At 43.4% G+C, this 23,150-nt stretch carries 28 protein-coding genes; 10 read left to right on the plus strand and 18 right to left on the minus strand.

Annotated features, from left to right (window positions below):
- Positions 1-14: 14 nt before the first annotated feature.
- Both OU793_RS03865 and OU793_RS03870 read left to right on the plus strand, forming a co-directional pair.
- Entirely contained in the window at positions 15-731 is a 717-nt protein-coding gene (locus OU793_RS03865) for a glycosyltransferase family 25 protein (protein WP_025789368.1), read from the plus strand.
- Positions 732-783: 52 nt separating this feature from the next.
- Positions 784-1,887 carry a glycosyltransferase gene (locus OU793_RS03870; protein ID WP_020839972.1) on the plus strand — a complete coding sequence of 368 codons (1,104 nt, stop codon included), beginning with the start codon at positions 784-786 and terminating at the stop codon, positions 1,885-1,887.
- Here the strand turns inward: OU793_RS03870 and OU793_RS03875 are convergent.
- The 10 genes from OU793_RS03875 to OU793_RS03920 all read right to left on the minus strand — a co-directional run bounded on the left by OU793_RS03875 (position 1,884) and on the right by OU793_RS03920 (position 9,300).
- Complete coding sequence (locus tag OU793_RS03875) at positions 1,884-2,489, minus strand: DapH/DapD/GlmU-related protein (RefSeq protein WP_020839971.1); 606 nt, start codon at positions 2,487-2,489, stop codon at positions 1,884-1,886. The genes OU793_RS03870 and OU793_RS03875 overlap by 4 nt on opposite strands.
- A gap of 50 nt (positions 2,490-2,539) precedes the next feature.
- A complete protein-coding gene (locus tag OU793_RS03880; RefSeq protein ID WP_025789367.1) occupies positions 2,540-3,484 on the minus strand; it encodes a glycosyltransferase in 945 nt (314 codons plus the stop codon).
- A gap of 9 nt (positions 3,485-3,493) precedes the next feature.
- Positions 3,494-4,591, minus strand: a complete 1,098-nt coding sequence (locus tag OU793_RS03885) for a DegT/DnrJ/EryC1/StrS aminotransferase family protein (protein ID WP_020839969.1) — start codon at positions 4,589-4,591, stop codon at positions 3,494-3,496.
- Between the two features lies 1 nt (position 4,592).
- Positions 4,593-5,003 carry a MaoC family dehydratase gene (locus OU793_RS03890; protein ID WP_020839968.1) on the minus strand — a complete coding sequence of 137 codons (411 nt, stop codon included), beginning with the start codon at positions 5,001-5,003 and terminating at the stop codon, positions 4,593-4,595.
- Positions 4,996-5,748, minus strand: coding sequence for an N-acetyltransferase (locus OU793_RS03895; RefSeq protein WP_020904340.1), 753 nt, complete (start codon positions 5,746-5,748; stop codon positions 4,996-4,998). The genes OU793_RS03890 and OU793_RS03895 overlap by 8 nt, the downstream gene beginning before the upstream one ends.
- Complete coding sequence (locus tag OU793_RS03900) at positions 5,717-6,145, minus strand: FdtA/QdtA family cupin domain-containing protein (RefSeq protein ID WP_020839966.1); 429 nt, start codon at positions 6,143-6,145, stop codon at positions 5,717-5,719. The genes OU793_RS03895 and OU793_RS03900 overlap by 32 nt, the downstream gene beginning before the upstream one ends.
- A 3-nt stretch (positions 6,146-6,148) precedes the next feature.
- Positions 6,149-7,015, minus strand: a complete 867-nt coding sequence (rfbA, locus tag OU793_RS03905) for a glucose-1-phosphate thymidylyltransferase RfbA (RefSeq protein WP_025573493.1) — start codon at positions 7,013-7,015, stop codon at positions 6,149-6,151.
- On the minus strand, positions 7,012-8,079 hold the full coding sequence (gene rfbB / locus OU793_RS03910) for a dTDP-glucose 4,6-dehydratase (RefSeq protein ID WP_025789366.1): 1,068 nt from the start codon (positions 8,077-8,079) through the stop codon (positions 7,012-7,014). The genes rfbA and rfbB overlap by 4 nt, the downstream gene beginning before the upstream one ends.
- 92 nt (positions 8,080-8,171) lie before the next feature.
- Complete coding sequence (locus tag OU793_RS03915; protein WP_025789365.1) at positions 8,172-8,882, minus strand: 3-deoxy-D-manno-octulosonic acid kinase; 711 nt, start codon at positions 8,880-8,882, stop codon at positions 8,172-8,174.
- A 10-nt stretch (positions 8,883-8,892) separates the two neighbouring features.
- Positions 8,893-9,300, minus strand: a complete 408-nt coding sequence (locus tag OU793_RS03920; RefSeq protein WP_005459671.1) for a diacylglycerol kinase — start codon at positions 9,298-9,300, stop codon at positions 8,893-8,895.
- A 107-nt stretch (positions 9,301-9,407) separates the two neighbouring features.
- On the opposite strand from OU793_RS03920, the gene OU793_RS03925 reads away from it, so the two are divergent.
- The 5 genes from OU793_RS03925 to OU793_RS03945 are packed head-to-tail and all read left to right on the plus strand — an operon-like array spanning position 9,408 to position 13,710.
- The gene (locus tag OU793_RS03925; RefSeq protein ID WP_025789364.1) at positions 9,408-10,463 is read left to right on the plus strand and encodes a glycosyltransferase family 9 protein; all 1,056 of its coding nucleotides are present in this window, start codon (positions 9,408-9,410) and stop codon (positions 10,461-10,463) included.
- 35 nt (positions 10,464-10,498) lie between these two features.
- Positions 10,499-11,281, plus strand: a complete 783-nt coding sequence (locus OU793_RS03930; protein WP_042771762.1) for a glycosyltransferase family 2 protein — start codon at positions 10,499-10,501, stop codon at positions 11,279-11,281.
- 1 nt (position 11,282) lies between these two features.
- Positions 11,283-12,314 carry a glycosyltransferase family 4 protein gene (locus tag OU793_RS03935; RefSeq protein ID WP_025789362.1) on the plus strand — a complete coding sequence of 344 codons (1,032 nt, stop codon included), beginning with the start codon at positions 11,283-11,285 and terminating at the stop codon, positions 12,312-12,314.
- The gene (gene coaD, locus OU793_RS03940; protein WP_025789361.1) at positions 12,311-12,790 is read left to right on the plus strand and encodes a pantetheine-phosphate adenylyltransferase; all 480 of its coding nucleotides are present in this window, start codon (positions 12,311-12,313) and stop codon (positions 12,788-12,790) included. Before OU793_RS03935 ends, coaD begins: the two co-directional genes overlap by 4 nt.
- Positions 12,787-13,710, plus strand: coding sequence for a glycosyl transferase family 90 (locus OU793_RS03945; RefSeq protein WP_025789360.1), 924 nt, complete (start codon positions 12,787-12,789; stop codon positions 13,708-13,710). The genes coaD and OU793_RS03945 overlap by 4 nt, the downstream gene beginning before the upstream one ends.
- A gap of 15 nt (positions 13,711-13,725) precedes the next feature.
- Here OU793_RS03945 and mutM read toward each other — a convergent pair whose 3' ends face one another.
- The 6 genes from mutM to OU793_RS03975 all read right to left on the minus strand — a co-directional run bounded on the left by mutM (position 13,726) and on the right by OU793_RS03975 (position 18,475).
- The gene (gene mutM / locus OU793_RS03950; RefSeq protein WP_025789359.1) at positions 13,726-14,535 is read right to left on the minus strand and encodes a bifunctional DNA-formamidopyrimidine glycosylase/DNA-(apurinic or apyrimidinic site) lyase; all 810 of its coding nucleotides are present in this window, start codon (positions 14,533-14,535) and stop codon (positions 13,726-13,728) included.
- 102 nt (positions 14,536-14,637) lie between these two features.
- Positions 14,638-15,114, minus strand: coding sequence for a hypothetical protein (locus tag OU793_RS03955; protein WP_025573481.1), 477 nt, complete (start codon positions 15,112-15,114; stop codon positions 14,638-14,640).
- A gap of 175 nt (positions 15,115-15,289) precedes the next feature.
- Positions 15,290-15,460, minus strand: coding sequence for a 50S ribosomal protein L33 (gene rpmG / locus OU793_RS03960; RefSeq protein ID WP_004410866.1), 171 nt, complete (start codon positions 15,458-15,460; stop codon positions 15,290-15,292).
- A gap of 13 nt (positions 15,461-15,473) precedes the next feature.
- Positions 15,474-15,710 (minus strand): 50S ribosomal protein L28, encoded by a 237-nt coding sequence (gene rpmB / locus OU793_RS03965; RefSeq protein ID WP_005467944.1) that lies wholly within the window; start codon positions 15,708-15,710, stop codon positions 15,474-15,476.
- 303 nt (positions 15,711-16,013) lie between these two features.
- Positions 16,014-16,688, minus strand: a complete 675-nt coding sequence (gene radC, locus OU793_RS03970; protein ID WP_005482037.1) for a DNA repair protein RadC — start codon at positions 16,686-16,688, stop codon at positions 16,014-16,016.
- A 113-nt stretch (positions 16,689-16,801) separates the two neighbouring features.
- Entirely contained in the window at positions 16,802-18,475 is a 1,674-nt protein-coding gene (locus OU793_RS03975; RefSeq protein ID WP_029809586.1) for a methyl-accepting chemotaxis protein, read from the minus strand.
- Positions 18,476-18,659: 184 nt separating this feature from the next.
- Between OU793_RS03975 and coaBC the strand changes: the two genes are divergently transcribed.
- The 3 genes from coaBC to OU793_RS03990 all read left to right on the plus strand — a co-directional run bounded on the left by coaBC (position 18,660) and on the right by OU793_RS03990 (position 21,566).
- Positions 18,660-19,859, plus strand: coding sequence for a bifunctional phosphopantothenoylcysteine decarboxylase/phosphopantothenate--cysteine ligase CoaBC (coaBC, locus tag OU793_RS03980; RefSeq protein ID WP_025609695.1), 1,200 nt, complete (start codon positions 18,660-18,662; stop codon positions 19,857-19,859).
- Between the two features lie 160 nt (positions 19,860-20,019).
- Positions 20,020-20,610, plus strand: a complete 591-nt coding sequence (slmA, locus tag OU793_RS03985) for a nucleoid occlusion factor SlmA (RefSeq protein ID WP_005478760.1) — start codon at positions 20,020-20,022, stop codon at positions 20,608-20,610.
- Between the two features lie 5 nt (positions 20,611-20,615).
- Positions 20,616-21,566 (plus strand): Kdo(2)-lipid IV(A) acyltransferase, encoded by a 951-nt coding sequence (locus tag OU793_RS03990; RefSeq protein WP_005496814.1) that lies wholly within the window; start codon positions 20,616-20,618, stop codon positions 21,564-21,566.
- A gap of 60 nt (positions 21,567-21,626) precedes the next feature.
- On the opposite strand, the gene pyrE is transcribed toward OU793_RS03990, so the two are convergent.
- Complete coding sequence (pyrE, locus tag OU793_RS03995) at positions 21,627-22,268, minus strand: orotate phosphoribosyltransferase (protein ID WP_005458955.1); 642 nt, start codon at positions 22,266-22,268, stop codon at positions 21,627-21,629.
- 104 nt (positions 22,269-22,372) lie between these two features.
- Positions 22,373-23,089, minus strand: a complete 717-nt coding sequence (gene rph, locus OU793_RS04000) for a ribonuclease PH (RefSeq protein WP_005459025.1) — start codon at positions 23,087-23,089, stop codon at positions 22,373-22,375.
- Positions 23,090-23,150 lie beyond the last annotated feature (61 nt).

Below are 23,150 nucleotides of genomic sequence, written 5' to 3' on the forward strand. Positions count from 1 at the left end.
CCATGTCCATAACCATGAAAACATACGTAATAAATCTCAAAGAATCTGTTGAGCGTCGAGAGCATATGACCCAAGTGCTATCATCTATTAACTTTGAGTTTTTTGAAGCCGAAAACATAAAGAAAGATCCGAACCACTTTATATACACCCTTTACGATGCGCAGAAAACGCGCAAGTACAAAGGCTATCAGCTAACCGTTCCGGAGTTAGGTTGCTGGGCAAGCCATATTGCTCTTTGGCGACATTGTGTAAAAATACAAGAACCAATTTTAATTCTTGAAGATAATATTGAACTACTTGCTCACCTGCATGAGCAGCTGGAAAACATAGAAAAGCTTACAGAGCAATATGGTTTAGTGAAGCTTGGTAATATTTTTGAGCGAAAACACGTAGATATAGCCAAGATAGATGGAAAATACAAACTAATAGCAAACCTGAAAGGTGCTTGTGGAACCTCTGCTTACGCTATAACGCCCACAACAGCAGAAAGATACCTCAAACAGATCGATGGTTTTTTCGAACCGGTTGATGACTTCATGGATAATGAGTGGCGAACAAATCAAACCATTTACAGTTACTTTCCTCCTTTAGTATCACGCAGCAATACGGCTTCGACTATAGGTAAGAGAAAAGTTAAATCAAATATAAGCTGGATAAACAAAATATATATCGAATGGTATAGGGTTTTCAAACAATGGAAACAAAAAGAATACAATCAACGAGCCAAATAATTTCAATATATACATTTTTCCACTTTAACATTTTACTCGTTATGGAACGGTTATGAGAAAAAAAACCATCATATCTATCATGCCACACTTAAAAGGCGGTGGTGTTGAAAAAGTAGTGTGCCAATTAAGCGATGGCTTGAGTCAATATGATGACTGTGATGTACATATCATTACAATCAAACCGTACGAAAGCCTTATACCAATTTCAAATAGTGTTAAGATACACCATGTAGACACAACTATTAGAAACTCTTTAAACCTTCGAATTAGCGAAAAGTCAAAATCAAAACTGATTGTTGATTATATTAAAAACAACATAACCACGTCTGAACCAGAACTGATACTGTGTCATCAAGATACAGTATCAAAGATCATGAGACACAGTGAATTTAATAATACTTTTCATGTCATTCACAGTACTCTATCCCACGATAAGCTTAGCAACTCAACGGGTTTAAAGCGTTTACTTAGAAGAAATAAGCTGCGCTCTCTGTACAAAGGTTTAAATATTATCTGTGTATCAAAAGGGGTTGAAGAAGACTTAAAAACAAACTTTAAGCTAACCAACACAAGTGTGATCTATAATGCGGTATGCCAACAGGCGCTTGAGCGTTACGCACAGGAACCCACTCAATTGCCAAGTAAAAAATACTTCATCAATGTGGGCAACTTTAGCCGTGCAAAACGACAAGATCGTTTAGTACGCGCATACTTGGAGGCAAACATCAAAGACGTAGATTTGGTTCTACTCGGTGAGTATTCGCACCGAACTAATGAAATACACGATCTGATGGCGCAGATGGAAGGTGCCGACAAGCGAATCCATATGCCCGGCTTTGTGAGCAACCCTTATCCATGGATAGCAAACTCGAGTGGTTTTATCCTATCATCAGATTATGAGGGGCTACCGACAGTATTATTAGAATCCATCGCCTTAGGAACGCCGGTGATTTCAACCGATTGTAATAGCGGCCCCAGAGAGATCTTCGGAGAAAATTTTAAACACTGCCTCAGTGAAGTAAGCACATCAAGTCTGAGAGATAAAATCATTGAGCTTTATAACTCTCCCAAGGATTTTACCATCCCGCTACGAGAAGAATTTTCTCTTAATTTTATGAGCCGCCAATACTATAAACTAATTAAACAACACCGCTAATCAATATTAAGAGTTTCTATTATGGGGGCATTTGCCCTCACTATTTTGTTCTTTTCAACATTCTGTGATATCAAACAACCAGCGCCAATAACACTGTTATCTCCGATCTCAACGCCTTGCAGAATAGTCACATTTGCACCAATGAAAACATTTCGACCGATTATGATTGGCTTACATGTGTAATCTGATGTCTTTCTTTTATCAGGAGAAAGTGGATGAAAATTACTCCCCAAACACATAAAACCGGGACCAATTAATGTTTCATCACCTATATGTATAGAGGATTTATCGGCAATAACGGCACTACCATTGTTAATCATCACATTTCGACCGATTTCAATAGTACTTTCTTCGCCTCGGGCTTCTATATATACTTCTGAAAGTCGCAATTGTGGAGATGTGTCATAACCCAAACAAACACCATCACCAATACTAACCCTTCCTTTACCCACAATCTTGACAGGCTGACTAATAGAAATATCCCTCCCAATTTCTGTCTGACCTTCCCTAAATAACGCATAAAATAAGAACTTTCTCCGGTATATACACAAAGCAAACTTTCTGTATTTGGCTATTATTTTTTTAATAATTAGATATCTCATACCAACATTACCACCTAAAGCTCAATGACAGAAGTAACTAGCAATCCTGCTCAACAACTAGAGTTTCTGAAATACTTCTTTACTCTTCTATTGAATTTAAACAATCGACTTAACTTAACACCTCGGGAAAAGTAAGCCTTCCATGCTTGAGCTTTACTATCAAATTCTCCACTAAAGAGAGCTCTTAATATTTCCACAAACAGATGTTTTTCATCTAGGGCTTTAACTACCTCTGTATTTCCTACAGCCTTAGCATCTTTTATATTCATCCGTAAATCAATTAACTCTCTTTCATACATCACTTTCCATTTATTGATGAATTCTTCTTTTGTTCTTTGTTTTAAGGCACTAATTCCAACATCATATCGATAGTCAATTAATGACTCCATTAACTTAATGCTTTTTCCTTTTAATCGGCTTCTGAAGATAAATACTCGATCTTCGTTGATAACTTCTTTATCAATTTCCGGAAAACCATTAAACAATGATGAGTCAATCGCTGCGGTACAGCCTGCTGGTAAAACTTGACGCTCGATAATTGATTGATAAGAGTCATCAAAAACTTCACCTTCATCTCTGCCAGAAACAAAGTTGCCATGTTCATCAATCTTGTCAAACTGCGACAAAATGAGCTTAACATCTCTCTGCTCTTTCCAGGCTTGATATTGTTTTTCAAGTCGTTGTGGCTTAGACATATCATCACCGGCCTGAACAACGATCAGCGTATCATTAAACATCTCTTTCAATTTATTAAATTGAGAGACGAGGCCAACATTACATTCATTTTTAATAAACTCAATATTAAGCCCTTCTGGCTTTTCCATGAGTGTTTTTTCAATCACCGTCTCGGTATCATCGGGGGAACAATCATCAAAAATGTACAGCTTTTTAGGCCAAACCGTCTGATTAAATATAGATTTGATAGCACCTTCAATATACGCAGATTGCTTATAGCAAAATATTGCCACAATCATATCATCAATAATTTTCTTCATTTAATTATCCTAATATTGATTAATAATCCGGACAATTTTTTCTGCGTCTTCAACCGAAAGAGTTGGTCCCATTGGCAGGCTTAGCACTTCTTGGTGAATTCTCTCCGTCAAGGGCAATGTGTTTTCCGATAAACAGCGATAAGCCTCTTGTTGATGAGGAGGGGTTGGGTAATGTACCAGCGTTTGCACCCCCTCTTGGTGTAGATAACGAGCCAAATCTTCTCTATGCTCTGTTCTCACCACAAATAGGTGCCACACATGCTCTTCAGCCGAGTCAACTGTTGGTAAAATAATTTTGGAATTCGATATATTCTGTAAATATACGTTTGCGATCATTCGGCGGCGATCAGTTTCCTCATCCAGATGCTTTAGTTTTACTCTTAACATTGCCGCTTGAATTTCGTCCAAACGCGAATTAACACCCTGGTATTTGTTCTCATACTTTTTATGAGAACCATAATTTCTTAACGCCATCAGCGTCTCAAATAGCTCTTTGTCATCAGTCGTAATAGCGCCGGCATCACCAAGTGCACCCAGGTTTTTTCCAGGGTAGAAGCTAAATCCAGCAGCATGCCCCCAGGCGCCACATTTTTTCTTGTCGATTAACGCACCATGAGATTGCGCGCAGTCTTCCAGAACCAATAGTTGGTTCTTCTCAGCAATCCCCATAATTTCACGCATTGGTGATATTTGACCATAGAGGTGAACAGGCAATATGGCTTTTGTCTTCGAAGTGATTGCCGCCTCAATATTTGCCGCACTTAAGTTAAAAGAGTGTTCATCAGGTTCAACCAAAACCGGGACCAAACCATTTTCAGTAATCGCTAAAACAGAAGCAATATAAGTATTTGCGGGCACAATTACTTCATCGCCGAGCTCAAGCTTCCCTAGCTCCTTCCATGCTCTTAAAGTCAGGGTCAAGGCATCTAGGCCATTTGCTACACCGATGCAGTACTTAGTTCCACAGTAAGCGGCAAAATCTGTTTCAAATTGACCCAGCTCCTTACCCATAATATACCAGCCAGAATCAATAACTCGGGCACAAGCTTCTTTCAGCTCAGCTTGATATTGCTGATTAATGCTTTTTAAATCTAAAAATGGAATCATTTTATTTCTCTGGGATATAAATCTCGGCGTCGCCTGTTATAACTTTCTTACGACCCACTTTACAGTATGTCTTAAAATAAACTCTTCGTTTATCTTTATCTATTTTTTCAATAATTACCGTCGCTGTTACTGTATCGTTGATATAAACTGGCATTCTGAACTTAAGAGATTGTGAAACATATACACATCCCTTACCCGGTAATTTAGTGCCAAAAAGTGCGGAAAAAAAACTAGCACTATTCATTCCGTGAGCAATTCTTTTTCCATACCTTGATTGACTTGCATATTCTTCATCTAGATGCACTGGGTTTCTATCTCCAGAGATCCCCGCAAATTGCTTGATATCAGCATCAGTGATTGTCTGTGAATATGACGCAGACATACCTACTTCCAGCTCCTCAATGTCATACATTTTCGATTTGCTCCTTATTCCAAGTTGCTACAACATCCTCTGGATAACCTCTGTGAAAATGCTTACGCCATGGATAAGCTGGCTTTCTGGAGCCATCTTTAAGTTTTATCTTTGATGTTGGACAGATTTTTTTTGCTGGAGAACCGGAATAAAGCATATCCTTTTCAGTTCGCCCACCAACGCAAGAATGAGCACCAACAAACACCCCTTCGGAAATTATTGAACCCGGCAATATAACTGACATCGTAGCCAGAACTGCAAAATCTTCAATTGTAGCACCCTGCATCACATTGCTAGGCGGGTGCGGATCGTTTGTAATGACAACATATGGAAAGATCCAAACAAAATTACCAATATGACTATGTTGACCTATATGTACATTACTGTGAGTTCTAACGTAATCACCTATAGTACAGTGTCCTTGAATATCACTTAAAGTACCAAGCTGAAAGTTTTCACCTACTATTGTTTTTTCTCGAACCGTAACATTGTGCCCTGTCGTCAACTTCGCACCAAATGTAGACCCTTCATAGAAAGTGCTCCGAGAGCGAATATATGAATCCGGACCAATAACCAACTTTTCACCGCCTGAAAGGTGATTGGATACACCTAACTCACAGTACGATTCAACGATCGTATTGTCACCAATTACAACATTCTCATGAATAATTGAATAAGCACCAATGGTAACGTTTTTACCTAACTCTGCGTTCTCAGAAACAATCGCTGTTGGATGTATGTTCATTTTTCATCTCTTCAAGGAATTTGCTATAATCACGAATATAATCTGCTTCATTATATACATCGCTTGCCAATACCAGCAGTACACAGTCTTCAGAAAAGTCTCTCATTTCATGCCACTGCATCACATCAATCATCAATCCCTTTTCCGGTGAATCTAATGTCACGGTCTCTTTATTTTTACCGTCATCCATTAAAATATCACAACGTCCTTTTAAACAGACTGCCAGTTGTACCAGCTCTTTGTGTGCATGAAAGCCACGGGGTAAGTCAGGCTGCATACCAAATAAGTAATAAACACGCTTAATATCAAACGGAATATTAATACTTCCCTCTAACGCAACAAGACTACCTCGTTCATCTCCAATAACTGGAAAATCAACCCATTTTATTAGTGCCAAAACTTATTCTTCCAATAATGCTAATAGATACTGACCATATTCGTTCTTTGCCAATGCGTCACCAGCCTGAAGTAATTGTTCTTTAGACAACCATCCTTGACGGTAAGCAATCTCTTCAAGGCAAGCAACTTTAAGACCTTGTACATTCTCAATGGTTTGAACAAATGAAGATGCTTCATGCAGACTCTCGTGCGTACCTGTATCTAGCCAAGCAAAACCACGCCCTAGTAGCTCAACATTAAGGTGACCTTGATCTAGGTACATCTGATTCAGAGTAGAGATTTCTAATTCCCCTCGTTCTGATGGCTGTACTTGTTTTGCCAACTTAACGACTTGATTATCATAAAAATACAGACCTGTAACCGCGTAGTTAGACTTGGGCGCCACCGGTTTTTCTTCAATAGAGACAGCATGCATATCAGAATCAAATTCCACCACACCAAAACGCTCAGGATCTTTCACTTTATAACCAAAGACCGTCGCACCTTCTGTTAATGCTGCAGCTTGTTGTAGCTTCGGCGAAAAACCTTGCCCATAAAAGATGTTGTCACCTAGCACTAAACATACTGAATCATCGCCAATGAATTCTTCACCAATGATGAAGGCTTGAGCTAAGCCATCTGGACTTGGTTGAATCGCGTATTGCAACTCAATGCCAAACTCTGAGCCATCACCCAATAGGCGCTGAAATCCTTCCTGGTCTTCTGGCGTGGTGATGATCAAGATTTCACGAATGCCAGCAAGCATGAGTACCGACAACGGGTAGTAAATCATTGGTTTGTCATAAACCGGCAGTAACTGCTTAGAGACACCGCGTGTAATAGGGTAAAGGCGAGTGCCCGAGCCACCTGCTAAAATAATGCCTTTCATTGTTCGCCCGCTCCTAATCGCTCTAAACTGTATGAACCATCAAGCACGCGTTGCCACCATTGCGGATTATTGAGGTACCATTCCACGGTTTTGCGAATGCCGCTTTCAAAGGTTTCTTCTGGCGTCCAGTTAAGCTCTTGAGCAATCTTGGTGGCATCAATTGCGTAGCGCACATCATGACCTGGGCGATCTTTGACATAAGTGATCAAAGATTCATAAGACTCAACACCTGCCGGCTTGTCTGGTCGCAGCTCTTCAAGCAAAGCACAAATGGTTTTCACTACTTCGATGTTTGCTTTTTCGTTATGGCCACCGATGTTGTAGGTCTCGCCGATTTCACCTTCCGTCACGACTTTGTAAAGCGCGCGAGCATGGTCTTCCACAAACAGCCAATCTCGGATTTGCATGCCATCACCATACACAGGTAAAGGCTTGCCATCGAGGGCATTCAGAATCATCAGTGGGATCAACTTCTCTGGGAAATGGTACGGACCATAGTTGTTTGAGCAATTGGTTACGAGTGTTGGGAGACCATAAGTACGCTGCCAAGCGCGTACAAGGTGATCGCTCGACGCTTTAGACGCCGAGTATGGGCTGCTTGGAGCGTATGAGGTGGTTTCGGTGAATAAATCATCCGTACCCTCTAAATCGCCATACACTTCATCCGTAGAAATATGATGAAAACGAAACGCCGATTTGTTCGCTTCCTCAAGGCTTGACCAATATTGACGCGCCGCTTCAAGAAGATGGTAAGTGCCCATGACGTTGGTCTCAATAAAAGCAGCAGGACCATCAATAGAGCGATCGACATGCGACTCAGCCGCTAAATGCATCACCATATCGGGTTGATGCTCTGAAAACACGCGGTCTAGTTCAGTTCGGTCACAGATATCCACTTGCTCGAAGTAATAACGGTCACTGTCCGCAACATCCACCAACGACTCCAAGTTTCCTGCGTAGGTGAGCTTGTCTAAATTCACGACGCTATCTTGGGTGTCACGAATAATGTGTCGAACGACAGCTGAGCCAATGAAGCCTGCCCCGCCTGTTACTAGTATTTTCATTGCAAATGTTACCTACTTTAATGGGTACTTTTAGTGGGTGTACCGAAATGCGCTATTGGATTGTCTCACGAATAACTGACAAAAAGCTCACTTTACGTATTTTCAGTATAACTTTTTTGTACATGATCAAAATCGGACGCTTGCCAAATGATTTGGCGTTTGAGCAGTTCTTTTTTGAATGAGCGAAGAAGCCTTTCTAAGTTTTGCTTTTTCCAGTCGCCGTGCTCTTGTTTGCGGCACTTATCAAAATCAATAATCCACACTTTATCTTTGTCATCGATCAAGATGTTGTGGATATTCAGGTCTGTGTGATTAACGCCAGCGTTGTGCATTTTGGCAATTTCTTGCCCTATTTTTTGATACATTCCTTCCGGTAACGGTTTTTCCTGCAAGATACTGACCAGGTCTCTTGCGTTAGGAATGCGCTCACTCAATAAATCGGCCTGATATGTCAATCCAGATTTCACAGCTCTCGCAGCAATTGGCCTTGGCACATGAACGCCAGCATTAATCAGTGTAAGTAATAGTTGGAACTCTTGCGCACAACGCGTTTGCTCCCAACCTGAAAACCAATAATTGTCTTTAACTAACTTACCAAACAAGCCACCACGTCGATAATGACGCAGAGCGGCTTGCATCGTATCAAGCTGAACAAACCAAGTCGTGCCACGCCCTGACGCACTGCCAGTTACTTTGTTGGTGGATTGCCAATACTCGGCATCAAAAATAGGCTGACCAGGATCTTCAATAAGCTCCTCATCAAACCAAATGACTTGGTTGCTATCTCGATACTGCTGAATCATGTTGTAACCTCTAGCCTAGGTAGCGACTGGCCAAGATGTATAGCCAAGTAAAAGCTGCGAACGCTAACGCAACCATAACGGCTGCCGATCCTATATCTTTAGCGCGACCACTTAATTCATGGCGTTCAACACCAATGCGATCCACCACTGCTTCTATCGCGGAGTTAATCAGTTCGACAATCAGAACTAATACCACGACACCAATCAATAAGATGCGCTCTATCATCCCGACATCAACCACGCACGCCAAAATCACAGCAATGCTTAGCAAAGCGAGCTCTTGTCGAACAGCAGCTTCATGTTTAAAAGCGGCTTTTAATCCCTGTATAGAATAACCTGTCGCTTTGATAATGCGCTTTACCCCAGTATTGCCTGGCTTTCCAGATTCTTGCGATTGATGCGGTGTTGTCTTTGACATTGCAGAACACTTATCGGTACTTCGTTATATTGGAGCCGTGTATTTTACATTTATTCGGGATGTCTGCATAATTTACCTGCCTCTATTCATCTAGTCAGACAATAATTATGTTCACTTCTGCCCCATCGTCATTATGCATCTTGCGTTTATCTGCTATTGGAGATGTGTGTAATACCATCGCTACTGTGCAAGCAATTCAGAAACAGTGGCCAACCACGCAAATAACTTGGATTACTGGCAAGTTGGAAGCTCAGTTGCTAGCGGCGATTGAGGGGGTCGAAATCATTGTCTTCGATAAAAAAGCTGGTTTAGATGGCTATAAAGCCTTGTGGAAACAGTTAAAGGGCCGAGAATTTGATGCTCTGTTACATATGCAATATGCGATTCGAGCGAGCGTCGCGACTTTGGGCATTAAGGCAAAATACAAACTTGGTTTTTCATCTGACAGAAGCCAAGATTTTCAAACACTATTCACCAATGTCAAAGTTCCCTCACCACAATCTCTGCACGTGGCGGATGGTTTGATGGCTTTTGCTCATCAAATTGGTATCCTTAACACGGAGTTAGACTGGGCACTTTCCTACTCCACACAAGACCAAGAGTGGGCAGAGAGTCATGTTTCTTGCGACAAACCCAACCTACTGATTGTGCCAGGAGCCAGTAAAGCATATAAAAACTGGAATGCTGAAGGGTACATAGACGTCATCCACCATGCGAGAGCACAAGGTTGGAATGTAATTCTGGCTGGCAGCCCAGCTCAAGTCGAACTGGATTTGGCAGATGCCATTCAATCTCGACTGGAAGAGCCATGTCTAAATTTAGTTGGGCAAAGCTCAATCCTGCAAATGCTGGCTCTGATTGACAAAGTAGACATGGTCATCGCGCCTGATACCGGGCCAGCTCACATGGCAAGCGCCATGAACACACCGATCATTGGTTTATATGCCCACCATAATCCGGTTCGAGTGGGCCCATATCGCTATCTACAGTATGCCGTCTCAGTTTATGAGGAAGTCATCTTGGCTGAAACAGGAAAAACCAGCCAACAACTAAGCTGGAGAACTCGTGCGAAAGATGAAAAAGCAATGAATCGCATCACAAGCAAGCAAGTGATTACAATGTTCAATCAAGTCGTTGAAGATTTGTACCCGCAATACCAGTAAACTCCCTGTATAGATTTGTTAAGAAGGAAGTCAATTTGTCCAAGCCAACTTTAGCCGTTGCCTTAATCGTCAAAAATGAAGAGAAGCATTTAAAAGCTTGTCTAGACACCGTAAAAGGTTGGGTTGATGAGATTGTCATCCTCGACTCGGGCAGTACCGACCGCACTGAAGAAATTGCCCGACAATACACTGATAAGTTCTATACCAACTTAGACTGGCCGGGGTTTGGAAAACAACGCCAACTTGCGCAGCAATATGTTACGGCCGACTACGTATTGTGGTTAGATGCCGATGAGCGTGTTACCGATGAATTGCGGCAAGATATACTCGACGCAATCAACCAACATAGCGATCAAAACGTTTATAGTGTAAACCGACTGACGACAGCCTTTGCCAAAGAGATTCGTTACTCAGGCTGGTCACCTGATTGGGTTGTGCGTTTATACAAAACATCAGAAACGAGATATAACGATGCGCTAGTTCATGAAAGCGTTGTTATTCCCGATGGCTTCAAAGTAGTTTCATTAAATGGCCGTTTGAAGCATTTTACTTATGAAAGGCTTGGCGAGTACACGCGAAAAACCCAACTATACATGCAATCTTGGGCTGACCAGCGTGAAGGTAAAAAGTCAGCCTCACTTTTTAGTGCATTTAACCATGGCTTCTTCCGTTTCTTCAAAATGTATATTATTAAACGTGGCTTCTTAGATGGTCGGCATGGTTTTTTACTTGCTGTACTAAGTGCAAATACAACCTTTACTCGCTATGCAGACCTGTGGCTGCGTGATTACGTCAAAAAACATAATAAAGAGCAATAACATGAACATTTGCCACGTTAACTTAGCTTCTGGATACCACGGTGGCGAGAATCAGACGCTGCAACTCATTAAGCAGCAAGTAAAGCTCGGCTATCAACTGACAGTTGTTGCAAACCCTAAGAGCCCTTTCGCCGATGCGGTACAAGCGTTAGGCGTTAAAGTGGTATTAGCTAACCACTTTACCAAAGCACACTCAAAATCTATCACTAAGGATTGTGCTCTGATCCATGTACATGAAGGACGTGCCATTTATTGGGCTCTGATCCAAAATATGCTCTACGGCAAACCATATATTGTCACTCGCCGAATCGACAACGCATTGAAAAAGAAATGGTTGGCAAACTTCGCCTATTCGAAAGCCTCCGCTGTGGTAGGTTTAAGTACTGAAATAGTTCAGAGAGTGAAAGACGCTTACCCAACTTCAGTAACCTACAAAATCCCAAGTTCACCGGTGACATACCCTGCTAACGCTGAAACTGTACAAGCAATTAGAGGCCGCTTCGCAGGCAAATTTATAGTGATACATGGAGCAAACATGCTGAAACATAAAGGCTTCAATGTCACTGTCGACGCGGCAAGGCTGTTAGAAAAGTCCGCACCCTTTGTCCATTTTTGTTTGCTAGGTGATGGTTCAGAGAGGCAGGCACTTGAGTCACAAGCAAAAGGCCTAACTAACATCAGTTTCGAGGGAAAACAAAGCAATATGGGCGATTGGTTTGCTGCGGCAGATTTGCAGGTTCATCCTTCTTACACAGAGGGACTAGGCTCTGTCATTTTGGAAGGGATGGGCTCTGGTTTACCTGTTATAGGTACTAATGCAGGTGGCATCCCCGACATTATCGACCACAATTCAAACGGCTTACTTGTTGAACCAGGCAATGCACAAGAGTTGGCGAATGCAATAATAAAGATCGCTCAAGATAAGAAGCTTCAACAAGACTTCATTGCCAATGGGCAAGAGAAACTAAAGTTATTTGATATCAACTACACTGCTAAACAATACGTAGATGTTTACGAGAAAGTTTTACGATGAAAAAAGTCATTTACCCAGGAACCTTCGACCCAATCACGAACGGTCACCTAGATATTGTTACACGTGCAGCCAATATGTTTGACCAAATTATCATCGGTGTCGCGGCAAGTCCTTCGAAAAAAACACTGTTTAGCTTAGAAGAACGAGTAAAACTCGTTGAAGAATCAACAGCGCACTTAAGCAATGTATCAACCGCTGGTTTTAGTGGCTTACTAGTTGATTTTGCTCGTAAGCAAGAAGCAAATGTATTGGTGCGAGGTCTCAGAACAACTGTCGACTTTGAATATGAATTTGGCCTAACGAGCATGTATCGCAAACTGTTACCAGGTGTTGAGAGCGTGTTCCTGACACCAGCAGAAGAGTATGCTTTTCTCTCTTCTACCATCGTCCGTGAAGTAGCAATCCATGGCGGCGATATAGAACCGTTTGTGCCGAAATGTGTTCACGTCGCTATCACTGAGAAAATTGCATCATGAGTTTCAGAAAGTTCAAATACTACTTTTTAAATAGCCTTCAGGTCTTAATACCAGATACACTCCGAAGAAGACTGACCAATAAACTTATCCAGAAAACGCCTTTAAACTCTTATATCCAAGACAGAGTCAATTACTACAACAAGGTTGATGCCCAATTTGAGCTTCCAAAAGGTACCTCAACCTGCGTAGGAAAGTTTAAAAAAACAGGTGGTACGACGTACTATTTCGACCTCCATAAGGTAGTAAAATCTTTTCCATCGCAATGTTTATTCCAGTTTTTGAATGGTGATATTTCTCATATTCCGGAATACCCTAGCTTTCTGAAAAGTCGCCCAATTACTGGAGAGAATCAAAATTCTGTATTACTCAAATTGAATGAAATTCGTCACTTCCAGTTTACTTCTGATTCCTTACCATTTCGTAAAAAGAAAAATATGGTCGCTTGGAGAGGTGCTGGATACCAGCTGCACCGCAAAAAGGTGATTGAGCAATACTATACTCATCCATTATGCAACATAGGTCAAACTCAACCCACTAACGGCGATCCTTGGGAAAAAGAGTTTATGTCGATTGAAGAACAGTTACATTATAAGTTTTTGCTAGCAATCGAAGGGAATGATGTGGCCACCAATCTTAAGTGGGCAATGTCTTCAAACTCACTGGTCATAATGTCTAAACCAAAATATGAAACTTGGTTTATGGAGGGCCGTCTGGAAGCTGGTGTTCACTATGTTGAGGTTGCAAATGACTATTCCGATTTAATTGAAAAAATGGAGTACTACATCGCACACCCAGATGAGGCAGAAAACATAATAAACAACGCTCATGCATGGGTCGACCAATTCCGAAACCAAAAGCGTGAGCGCTTAATTTCACTATTAGTTGCGAAGAAATATTTCGAAAAGTCCGGGCAAATGTAACGTTTTTCAATGTATTTACTTCTGACATTCCCCGCAGAAGAAGGTATTGCGTTGGCCTATCTTTTGTTCTTGGAGAGCTTCGCCGCACTCTGGGCAAGGCTCACCCGCTTTTCCATACACTAAAAGTTCTTGAGCAAAATAACCCGGCTTGCCATCGGCTTGAGCGAAGTCTTTTAAAGTCGTACCACCTTGGTTAATGGCAATTTTTAGCGTGGCTTTGATGTTTTCCACTAACAGTACCCATTCTTGGGGCGTCACTTGACCTGCTTGTCGGGTTGGGAGAATACGAGATTTAAACAGAGATTCATTGGCGTAAATATTCCCCACACCGACCACGACTTTGTTGTCCATGATGAACTGCTTTACCGCGACACGCTTACCTTGTGCTTTATCAGCAATGTACTCGCTATTAAACACATCAGTTAGAGGCTCTGGTCCCATATGCTCAAGTACCGCATGGGACTCACCAGGAGCGCACCATAGCCAAGCACCAAAGCGTCGAGGGTCGTTATAACGCAGCACTTTACCATTTGTAAGTTTGAGATCGACATGATCGTGCTTAGCCGCAGGAAAATCAGCATCCAACACACGTAACGAGCCTGACATTCCAAGGTGCACAATAGCAGTTCCTGCATCCGTTTCTATGAGCAAATACTTTGCGCGACGATGAATGGCTCGAATCACTTGCCCTTCAAGCAATTTCAGCTCTTGCGGGATATCCCAGCGCAGTTTGGGTGTGCGAAAAACAAATGCCTTAATCGTTTGTCCAACCATATGTGGACTAATACCCATCCGGCTTACTTCAACTTCTGGTAATTCAGGCATTTAATTCTCCTTAAAACACTCAAAGCCTTACTGAAAGGCAGTTAGCATAATCGAAAAGTACAAGCGCAAACACTGTCTATCTACGAGGTTATTAACCACTACTCACTTAGGCATGATGTAACTACTCTCAACAGAAATCGCGATCCATTTGTCTTGCCAATTCTTGAACAACCAAAAATCATGAAGACGATAAAGAGTAATTCGCTGCGGTTCTTCGACGCCTTGATACCAGACTTCGATGGTTTCTGGTGTGCCTAACTTATCTTTAAGAGTGTCGTATTGCAGCGCAGATAACTCCGTACCTTCGAGCGCTTGCCAGCGAGCAATAAGTTCAGATAGAGGGAGAGGAACATCTGCATTCGCATGCCATCGCCCATCGCGAAACTCCAATTCAAGACTATTGGAATAAATAGCGCTAACCGAATGATCAGTTCGAAGTAAATGCGGATAAGGATCAACGTTTTCTGACAACAAGTACGTTTTGATCCACATCGGTGCATTTAAGATCACGATAAACGCGATAATGCCCAATATTAGAATATTGTTCCAACGGCGACGGCGAGTCGGACTAATACGCATAACAGTTCCTACTATCTTAGTTCTAGTGACAAACTAGCAAAGGTTACAGGAATTGACTAGAGCATCGGCATGTAAACATGGTGAAGGTAGATTTGAAGGAATAGTGAGGATTTCAGATAATAAAAAACCCAACTCGAAAGTTGGGTTTTTCAAATCGTCAAAGAGACAAAATCAATTATTTGATTTTAGCTTCTTTGTACATAACGTGCTGGCGTACAACTGGATCAAATTTCTTGATCTCAAATTTGCCTGGCATGTTACGCTTGTTCTTATCAGTTGTGTAGAAGTGGCCTGTACCTGCTGAAGATACTAGACGGATTTTCTCACGAACGCCTTTCTTTGCCATTGCCTATTTCCTCTTAAACGTTTTCGCCACGTGCACGGATATCAGCAAGAACAGTATCGATACCTTTCTTGTCGATGATGCGCATACCTTTTGCAGTAAGGCGTAGTTTAACAAAACGTTTTTCGCTCTCTACCCAGAAACGATGAGTTTGTAGGTTCGGCAGAAAACGACGCTTAGTAGCATTTCGTGCGTGTGAACGGTTGTTACCCGTTACTGGACGCTTACCAGTTACTTGGCATACTCGTGACATGAATGTCTTCTCCAAAATCGTTTCAGCTCGATATCAACCTTGGTGGCCGAACCTCTCTATCTCTCGAAAAGAAGTTAGAGGTTAAGAACCGCTATGGAAAATCCATACAAGGCTATCAAAGGTCGCGCATTATACTAACTTGATATGCATTGCTCAAGACCCGAACAGATCCTTTTTACAGGTTTTCGTGATCTTTTTTTAGACAGCAGGTTTTTTCTAGCAGTCCAAGCTGAATTCAGTTAAAAATTTAGTGGCGAGGATGATAGCAGATTTTTAGCAACTAACAACCTAAAAAACGCACAGTTATATCCATCCTCTTTCAGCAAAAGAGACACTTTCCCCATCGCCAATAACGAAATGGTCCAAAATACGAATATCCACCAGCGCCAACGCATCAATTAATCGCCTTGTAATCCTGCGGTCTGCCTGGCTCGGCTCGGCAACACCGGACGGGTGGTTATGCGCCAAAATCAAAGCAGCCGCGTTGTGGTGCAGGGCTCTTTTTACTACTTCTCTAGGGTAAACTGATGCAGCATCCAAGGTTCCTTCGAATAAAATCTCATCTTTTATTACTCGGTGTTGGTTATCGAGGAAAAGAATGTAAAAAGCCTCTCTTTGGCGGTCTCTTAATATAGAGGAGAGATATAATTTAGTTTGCTCAGGGCTGGTTAAGGCGTCGCCACGCTTGAGGGTTTCCGCCAAATATCGCTGAGTCATTTCTAACACCGCTTGCAATTGCACATATTTGGCCTGCCCTAACCCTTTATGCTGACAAAACTCCTGTTCTGAAGCGGAGAACAACTGCCTAAGCGAACCAAAATCTTGAATAAGGAAATCGGCCAACTCAATCACGTTCATGCCTTGCGTGCCCGTACGGAGAAATATCGCCAGTAATTCGGCATCTGTTAACGCCTGCGGCCCACGTTGCAGAAGTTTCTCTCGTGGCATCGACTCATTTGGCAAAGCTTTGAGTATCATCGGAACTCTCTTTGAAGGTAAGAATCCCTATTCCACAAAACAGAAAGCGAAAGTCGAGGGTGACTTTCGCTTTCTTCGTTCCACTCTGATTTTATGTGCAATTTAATGGTTCATCAGAGTTTAAAGTTGCCGACCAGATCGTGAATTTCCGTGCCGGATTGTGACAACTGAGTGCTGATCGTTTCTGCGTGTTGCAAGGTGTCATTGATGTTGTTGACGATCTGTTGAATCGCCACCAAGTTCTGGTTGATGTCTTCCGCCACCGCACTTTGTTCTTCTGCCGCTGATGCGGTTTGAATTCCCATATCGCGAATTGTACCAATAGAATGGTGAACACCAGACAAAGACTGTTGAATCAGTGCCGACTCTTCAGCCGTTTTCACGCCGCGTTCTTGACTGGCGGACATAGTCGTGACGGCTCGAGATACACCACTTTGTAGCTGTTTAAGCATATCGCCAATTTCATGAGTGCTATTTTGCGTACGGCTCGCTAGTGAACGTACTTCATCGGCCACCACTGCAAATCCACGCCCTTGCTCGCCCGCTCGCGCGGCTTCAATTGCCGCATTGAGCGCCAATAAGTTGGTCTGCTCAGCAATCTCGCCAATCACATCCAATACTTTGGTAATCTGCTCCGTTTGCTGACTCAACTCAGAGATAGCATCCGATGTACTGTTGATCTCTGTAACCAACTCAGTAATGCCTTGAATCGCTTGTTCAACCTCTCGCTGGGCTTCGGTGACCTGATCGTTCGCATCATCAATGGCCTGCGCAGTGGCATTTGTATTGCTCGCGACTTCTTTTGCCGTCATGCTCATCTCTGTTACGGCTGTCACCACTTTATCCGTTTCCAAACAGTGACTCTGCATTTGACCGCTCGCTGTGCGCGTTTGATCATTCAGTTCTTCAGAAACTGTTTGAACGTCAGAAGCAGATTGATGAATGTCCTGCATCAGTGGGTGAAGTTTATCCATAAACTCATTAAAGGCAGCCGCGACTTCGCCAACTTCGTCTTTACTTTCCACTTTTAGACGCGCAGTTAAGTCACCGCCACCCGCAGCAACATCTTTGAGAGAATCGGCGACGTGCTGAAGTGGTTTAATGCCTTTCGAAACAGCAATGCTGGTTAAGATGCTGGTAATAATCAGGCCAATCACCGAGATTGTCACCGCAGATAAAGTGTGTTGATTTAACTCTTGCGTGCGCAATTCACGCTGCATGACAACTTGTTGGTCGATGTCATCAATGTAGATCCCAGTACCAAGCACCCAGTCCCATTTTTGTAGATACTCAGCGTAACCCAATTTCGGTGCCTGAGCGTTGATGGTTGGTTTGTGCCAAGAGAAATACAAAAAGCCATCACCTTTTTGCGACGCATCAATCAAGCCAGCAATCACCGCTACGCCATTTTCATCTTTAAGGTCATACAGATTTTTACCTTCCAGCGACGGTTTGATGGCATGTAAGGTATTGATACCTTGAGAATCATACGCGAAAAAGTACCCATCACTTTCAAAACGCATCGCTTTTAAGATTTCTTTCGCCGCTTGTTTATTACTGCCATTAACGTCAGAGTCATACAGCGGCTTAATCGCCGTTACACCCATCATCATGTAGGCTTTTAGCTCTTTCTTACGCGCATCAATCAGCTCCTGTCTGTCTCGGACGAGCTCCGCCTCCAAACTCTTACTGCTGTTGATGTAATACACCACAGAGATCAATGTCGTGATCAACAACAGAGGAATTAAGGTTATCAGCAGCAATTTGTTTCGACTTTTCAACACCATGTTTGTACCACCTCTTTTTTCTTTTCAATCTTGCAAAATCAGCTCAAATTGTCTGTGAGATAGGCGGGAGTTTTTTCTCCACTTGCGTAACTAATGCCGCGGAGTTTGATGTGGATTTGATTTGCTTGGGTGCTGAAACAGTCCGTTATGCTAAACTCGCTGCCAGAAAAATTGGAGATCTCACATGCAAACACTAGCAGGAAAGAAAATTCTACTCGGCATCAGTGGCGGTATTGCCGCGTATAAATGTGCGGAGCTAACCCGTCGCCTAATAGAGAGAGGGGCACAAGTTCAAGTCGTCATGACGAAAGCTGCAAAAGAGTTTATTACTCCGTTAACCATGCAGGCCGTCTCAGGACGACCAGTATCCGATAGCTTGCTCGATCCGGCGGCTGAAGCGTCAATGGGTCACATCGAGTTAGCTAAATGGGCGGATTTAGTGCTGCTTGCTCCTGCTACGGCAGACCTCATTGCTCGTATGTCAGCTGGCATGGGCAATGATTTATTGACGACGTTAGTGTTGGCAACGGATTCGCCTGTTGCGGTATCTCCAGCAATGAATCAGCAGATGTATCGCAACATCGCGACGCAAGAGAACATTGCGACTCTAGCTCGCCGCGGTATGTACATTTGGGGTCCAGCAGCAGGTGAACAAGCTTGTGGTGATGTTGGTCCGGGTCGAATGCTTGAACCAATGCAATTGGTGCATCTGTGTGAACAGTTTTTCCAACCTAAAGTCTTGGAAGGCAAATCCATTCTGATCTCAGCAGGCCCAACGCGAGAAGCCATCGACCCAGTGCGTTACATTACGAACCACAGCTCTGGAAAAATGGGGTATGCGCTAGCAAACGCTGCCGCGCAGTTAGGCGCAAAAGTCACGCTAGTGAGCGGCCCTGTCAACCTGAGCACACCGATGGGAGTGGAGCGCATTAAGGTATCTAGCGCACAAGAAATGTATGAGGCCGTGATGGCTCAAGCCATCAGTCACGATGCGTTCATCAGCTGCGCAGCAGTAGCGGATTATCGACCTGAGGCCATTGCGTCTCAAAAGTTGAAAAAGACGGCAGACAACGATCAGATGACCATCAAAATGGTGAAAAACCCTGATATTGTAGCGTCCGTCGCAGCACTGACTGATAAGCGCCCATTTACGGTAGGTTTTGCAGCAGAAACCAACGATGTCGAAACTTATGCCCGAGGAAAGTTAGCGAAGAAAAACCTCAATATGATCTGCGCTAACGATGTGTCAGTCGAAGGCCAAGGCTTCAATAGTAATGACAACGCCATCACCCTATTTTGGCCTGATGGTGAGCTTGCATTAGCTCTAGAGTCAAAAGAAGCCCTGAGCTTCAAAATCCTCGAGAAAATGCGTGAATTGATGTAATTCGCACTTATTTTCTAATTAAGAACTGGCACAAATTTAGTCTAAACATGACAACTGAGGGTGTTAAATCTCCCATTCCGCCCTCAGCAGTCTAGTGTGATGCGACTTAGCATCTTATAATCCCCTCCGCTCAACTTTGTATTTTGAAAGGAAGTAACTAATGGCCGGCAGTAAAAAATCCAATCGTCGTGAAGAGATCTTGCAAGCATTAGCACAAATGCTTGAATCTGCAGAAGGCGCTTCACGCATTACTACGGCAAAATTGGCAAAACAAGTCGGCGTCTCCGAAGCCGCGTTGTACCGTCATTTCCCAAGTAAAGCTCGCATGTTTGAAGGTTTGATTGAGTTCATCGAAGAAGCCTTGATGACTCGCATCAACCGCATTTTAGATGACGAGAAAGATACACTAGAGCGTATTCGTATGGTAATGCACCTGATTCTTGCATTTTCAGAACGTAACCCTGGCTTGACACGCATTCTGTCTGGCCATGCTTTAATGTTTGAAAACGAACGTCTACGTGAACGCATCAACCAGCTGTTTGAACGTATCGAAACCCAACTACGTCAGATTCTGCGTGAGCGTAAAATTCGTGAAGGTAAATCTTTCCCTGTAGAAGAGCGCATTCTTGCTGCGCAAATTCTTGGGCAAGTTGAAGGCAGCCTGAACCGTTTTGTGCGCAGCGATTTCAAGTACCAACCTACTGCAAACTTTGACGAGTATTGGGCACTACTCAGTGCACAAATTAAGTAGAGATTATGAGTAAAGACAAATACACGCAGCCCGAGTTTTCTCTTTCCCTTCTCCATCCTCGTAACTGGGGAGTTTGGCTTGGGTTTGGTCTACTGGCTATCATCGTCAATATTCTTCCTTATCGCCTATTACTGTCTTTGGGGCGTTCACTTGGCAAGCTAGGCATGCGCTATGGCAAAAAGCGCGTGCATATCGCGAAGCGCAACCTTGAGCTGGCATTCCCCGCGAAAACGCCAGAAGAAGTGCAACATATCGTGGAAGAAAACTTCAAGAATACCGGGATGGCACTGATCGAAACCGGTATTACATGGTTTTGGCCTACATGGCGCTTCAAAACGCTCATTGTCGAGAAAGACATCCACGCTCTAAAAGAAAAAGGCGCGGAAGGGAAAGGCGTATTGTTGTGTTGTGTGCATGCTCTTAACTTAGAAATTACCGCGCGAGCTTTTGCTGTTTTAGGTGTTGCGGGTTACGGCGCATTTCGTCCTCACAACAACCCAGCGTACAACTTCATCCAATATTGGGGGCGCACGCACAACGGCAACAAACTGATTGATCGCAAAGATGTGAAAAAGATGATTCGTGTACTGCGCAGCGGCGAGCGTTTGTTCTACTTACCTGACCACGATTACGGCCGCAATAAATCGGTCTTCGTGCCGTTTTTTGCCATTGATGACGCTTGTACAACAACCGGCACCAGCATTTTAGCCTACACCTCAAAATGCGCGATCATTCCAGGTTCTGGTTTCCGCAATGACGAAGGCAAATACGAAATCATCGCTGATAAGTGCATTGAAGCCGATTACCCACAAAAAGATGAAGTGGCTGCGGCGGCTTACATGAACAAGTACGTGGAAGAAGTGATTTTGCGAGCACCTGAGCAATGGATGTGGCTGCACAAACGCTACAAAACCATGCAAGATGAAAACGAGCCCAAAGGCATTCGCTACAAATAAATCGCAAAAGAAAAGGTATCCAATTGGATACCTTTTTTATTGAATTCGAAAAGTGGGAAATTAGATGCCGTATTCCGCGCGGTATGCTTTCACCGCTTCAAGATGCTCGGTCGCGTTACCTTTTTCTTCAAGGTAAGTGATTAGGTCACCCAAACTCACGATAGAAATCACCGCACAACCGAAGTCGCGCTCAACTTCCTGAATCGCAGAAAGTTCGCCTTTGCCTTTCTCTTGGCGGTCGATAGCCACTAATACGCCAGCCAGATCTGCACCATTCGCCTTGATGATTTCCATCGATTCACGAATCGCGGTACCCGCTGTAATTACGTCATCTACTAGCATGATACGACCTTCAAGCGCTGAACCTACAAGGTTACCGCCTTCGCCGTGATTTTTTGCTTCTTTACGGTTGAAGCAGTAAGGCGTGTCGATATCGTGGTGATCCGCAAGTGCAACCGCCGTAGTTGTCGCGATTGGAATCCCTTTGTACGCAGGGCCGAATAGAACATCGAATTCGATACCAGAATCCGCAAGTGCTGCCGCGTAGAAACGACCAAGACGCGCTAGGTCACGGCCTGTATTGAAAAGACCAGCGTTAAAGAAGTACGGGCTTTTACGGCCAGATTTCAAAGTAAACTCACCAAACTTAAGAACTTCTTTCTCAAGTGCAAACTCAATAAATTCACGCTGGTATGCTTTCATTATTTTCTCTCTATTTCCTTGGTTTCTTTTGTCTCTTCTCGGCAATCATTCAATTCTCTATTCCCGAGATAAAAAAATAGCCCCCATAATGGGAGCTATCTAAATCAATTGGCTAACGCCGCCTTCTGCGCCGCGACGATTTCCGTAATGCCGACTTTCGCCGATTCGAGTAATGCCATTAGCTGTTCATGACTGAACGGTTCACCTTCTGCTGTGCCCTGTATTTCAATCATCTTACCTTCTTCTGTCATTACAACGTTCATGTCGGTGTCTGCTGCTGAATCTTCAACGTACTCAAGGTCACACAGCACTTCATCACCAAGCAAACCAACTGATACTGCCGCTACGTGGCCTTTCATTGGGTTTGCTTTTAGCTTGCCGCTATCGACAAGGTGTTGGAATGCATCTGCCATTGCAACGCTTGCACCACTGATTGATGCAGTACGTGTGCCGCCGTCAGCTTGAATTACATCACAGTCAACCGTGATCATGAATTCGCCCATAGCTTGCAAATCGACAACTGCACGTAGGCTACGCGCGATAAGGCGTTGGATTTCCATTGTACGGCCACCCTGCTTACCGTTTGCCGCTTCACGGCGAGTACGCGAGTGAGTCGCACGAGGTAGCATGCCGTATTCAGCGGTCACCCAGCCTTTACCTTGGCCTTTTAACCAACGTGGCACTGATTCTTCGACGGTCGCATTACACAACACTTTGGTGTTACCGAACTCAACTAACACTGAACCTTCAGCGTAAGCCGTGTAGTTACGAGTAATTTTGATTGGGCGAACTTGGTCCGCCTTGCGATCGTTTGGACGCATGGGCATCTACCTTAAATAATGAGGAGAAGACGATTTGGTTGGGCGAAGATTATAGCGGAAT

The sequence above is a fragment of the Vibrio sp. VP6 genome, assembly GCF_028823755.1.
In the GTDB taxonomy this organism is placed as follows: Bacteria; Pseudomonadota; Gammaproteobacteria; order Enterobacterales; family Vibrionaceae; genus Vibrio; species Vibrio parahaemolyticus.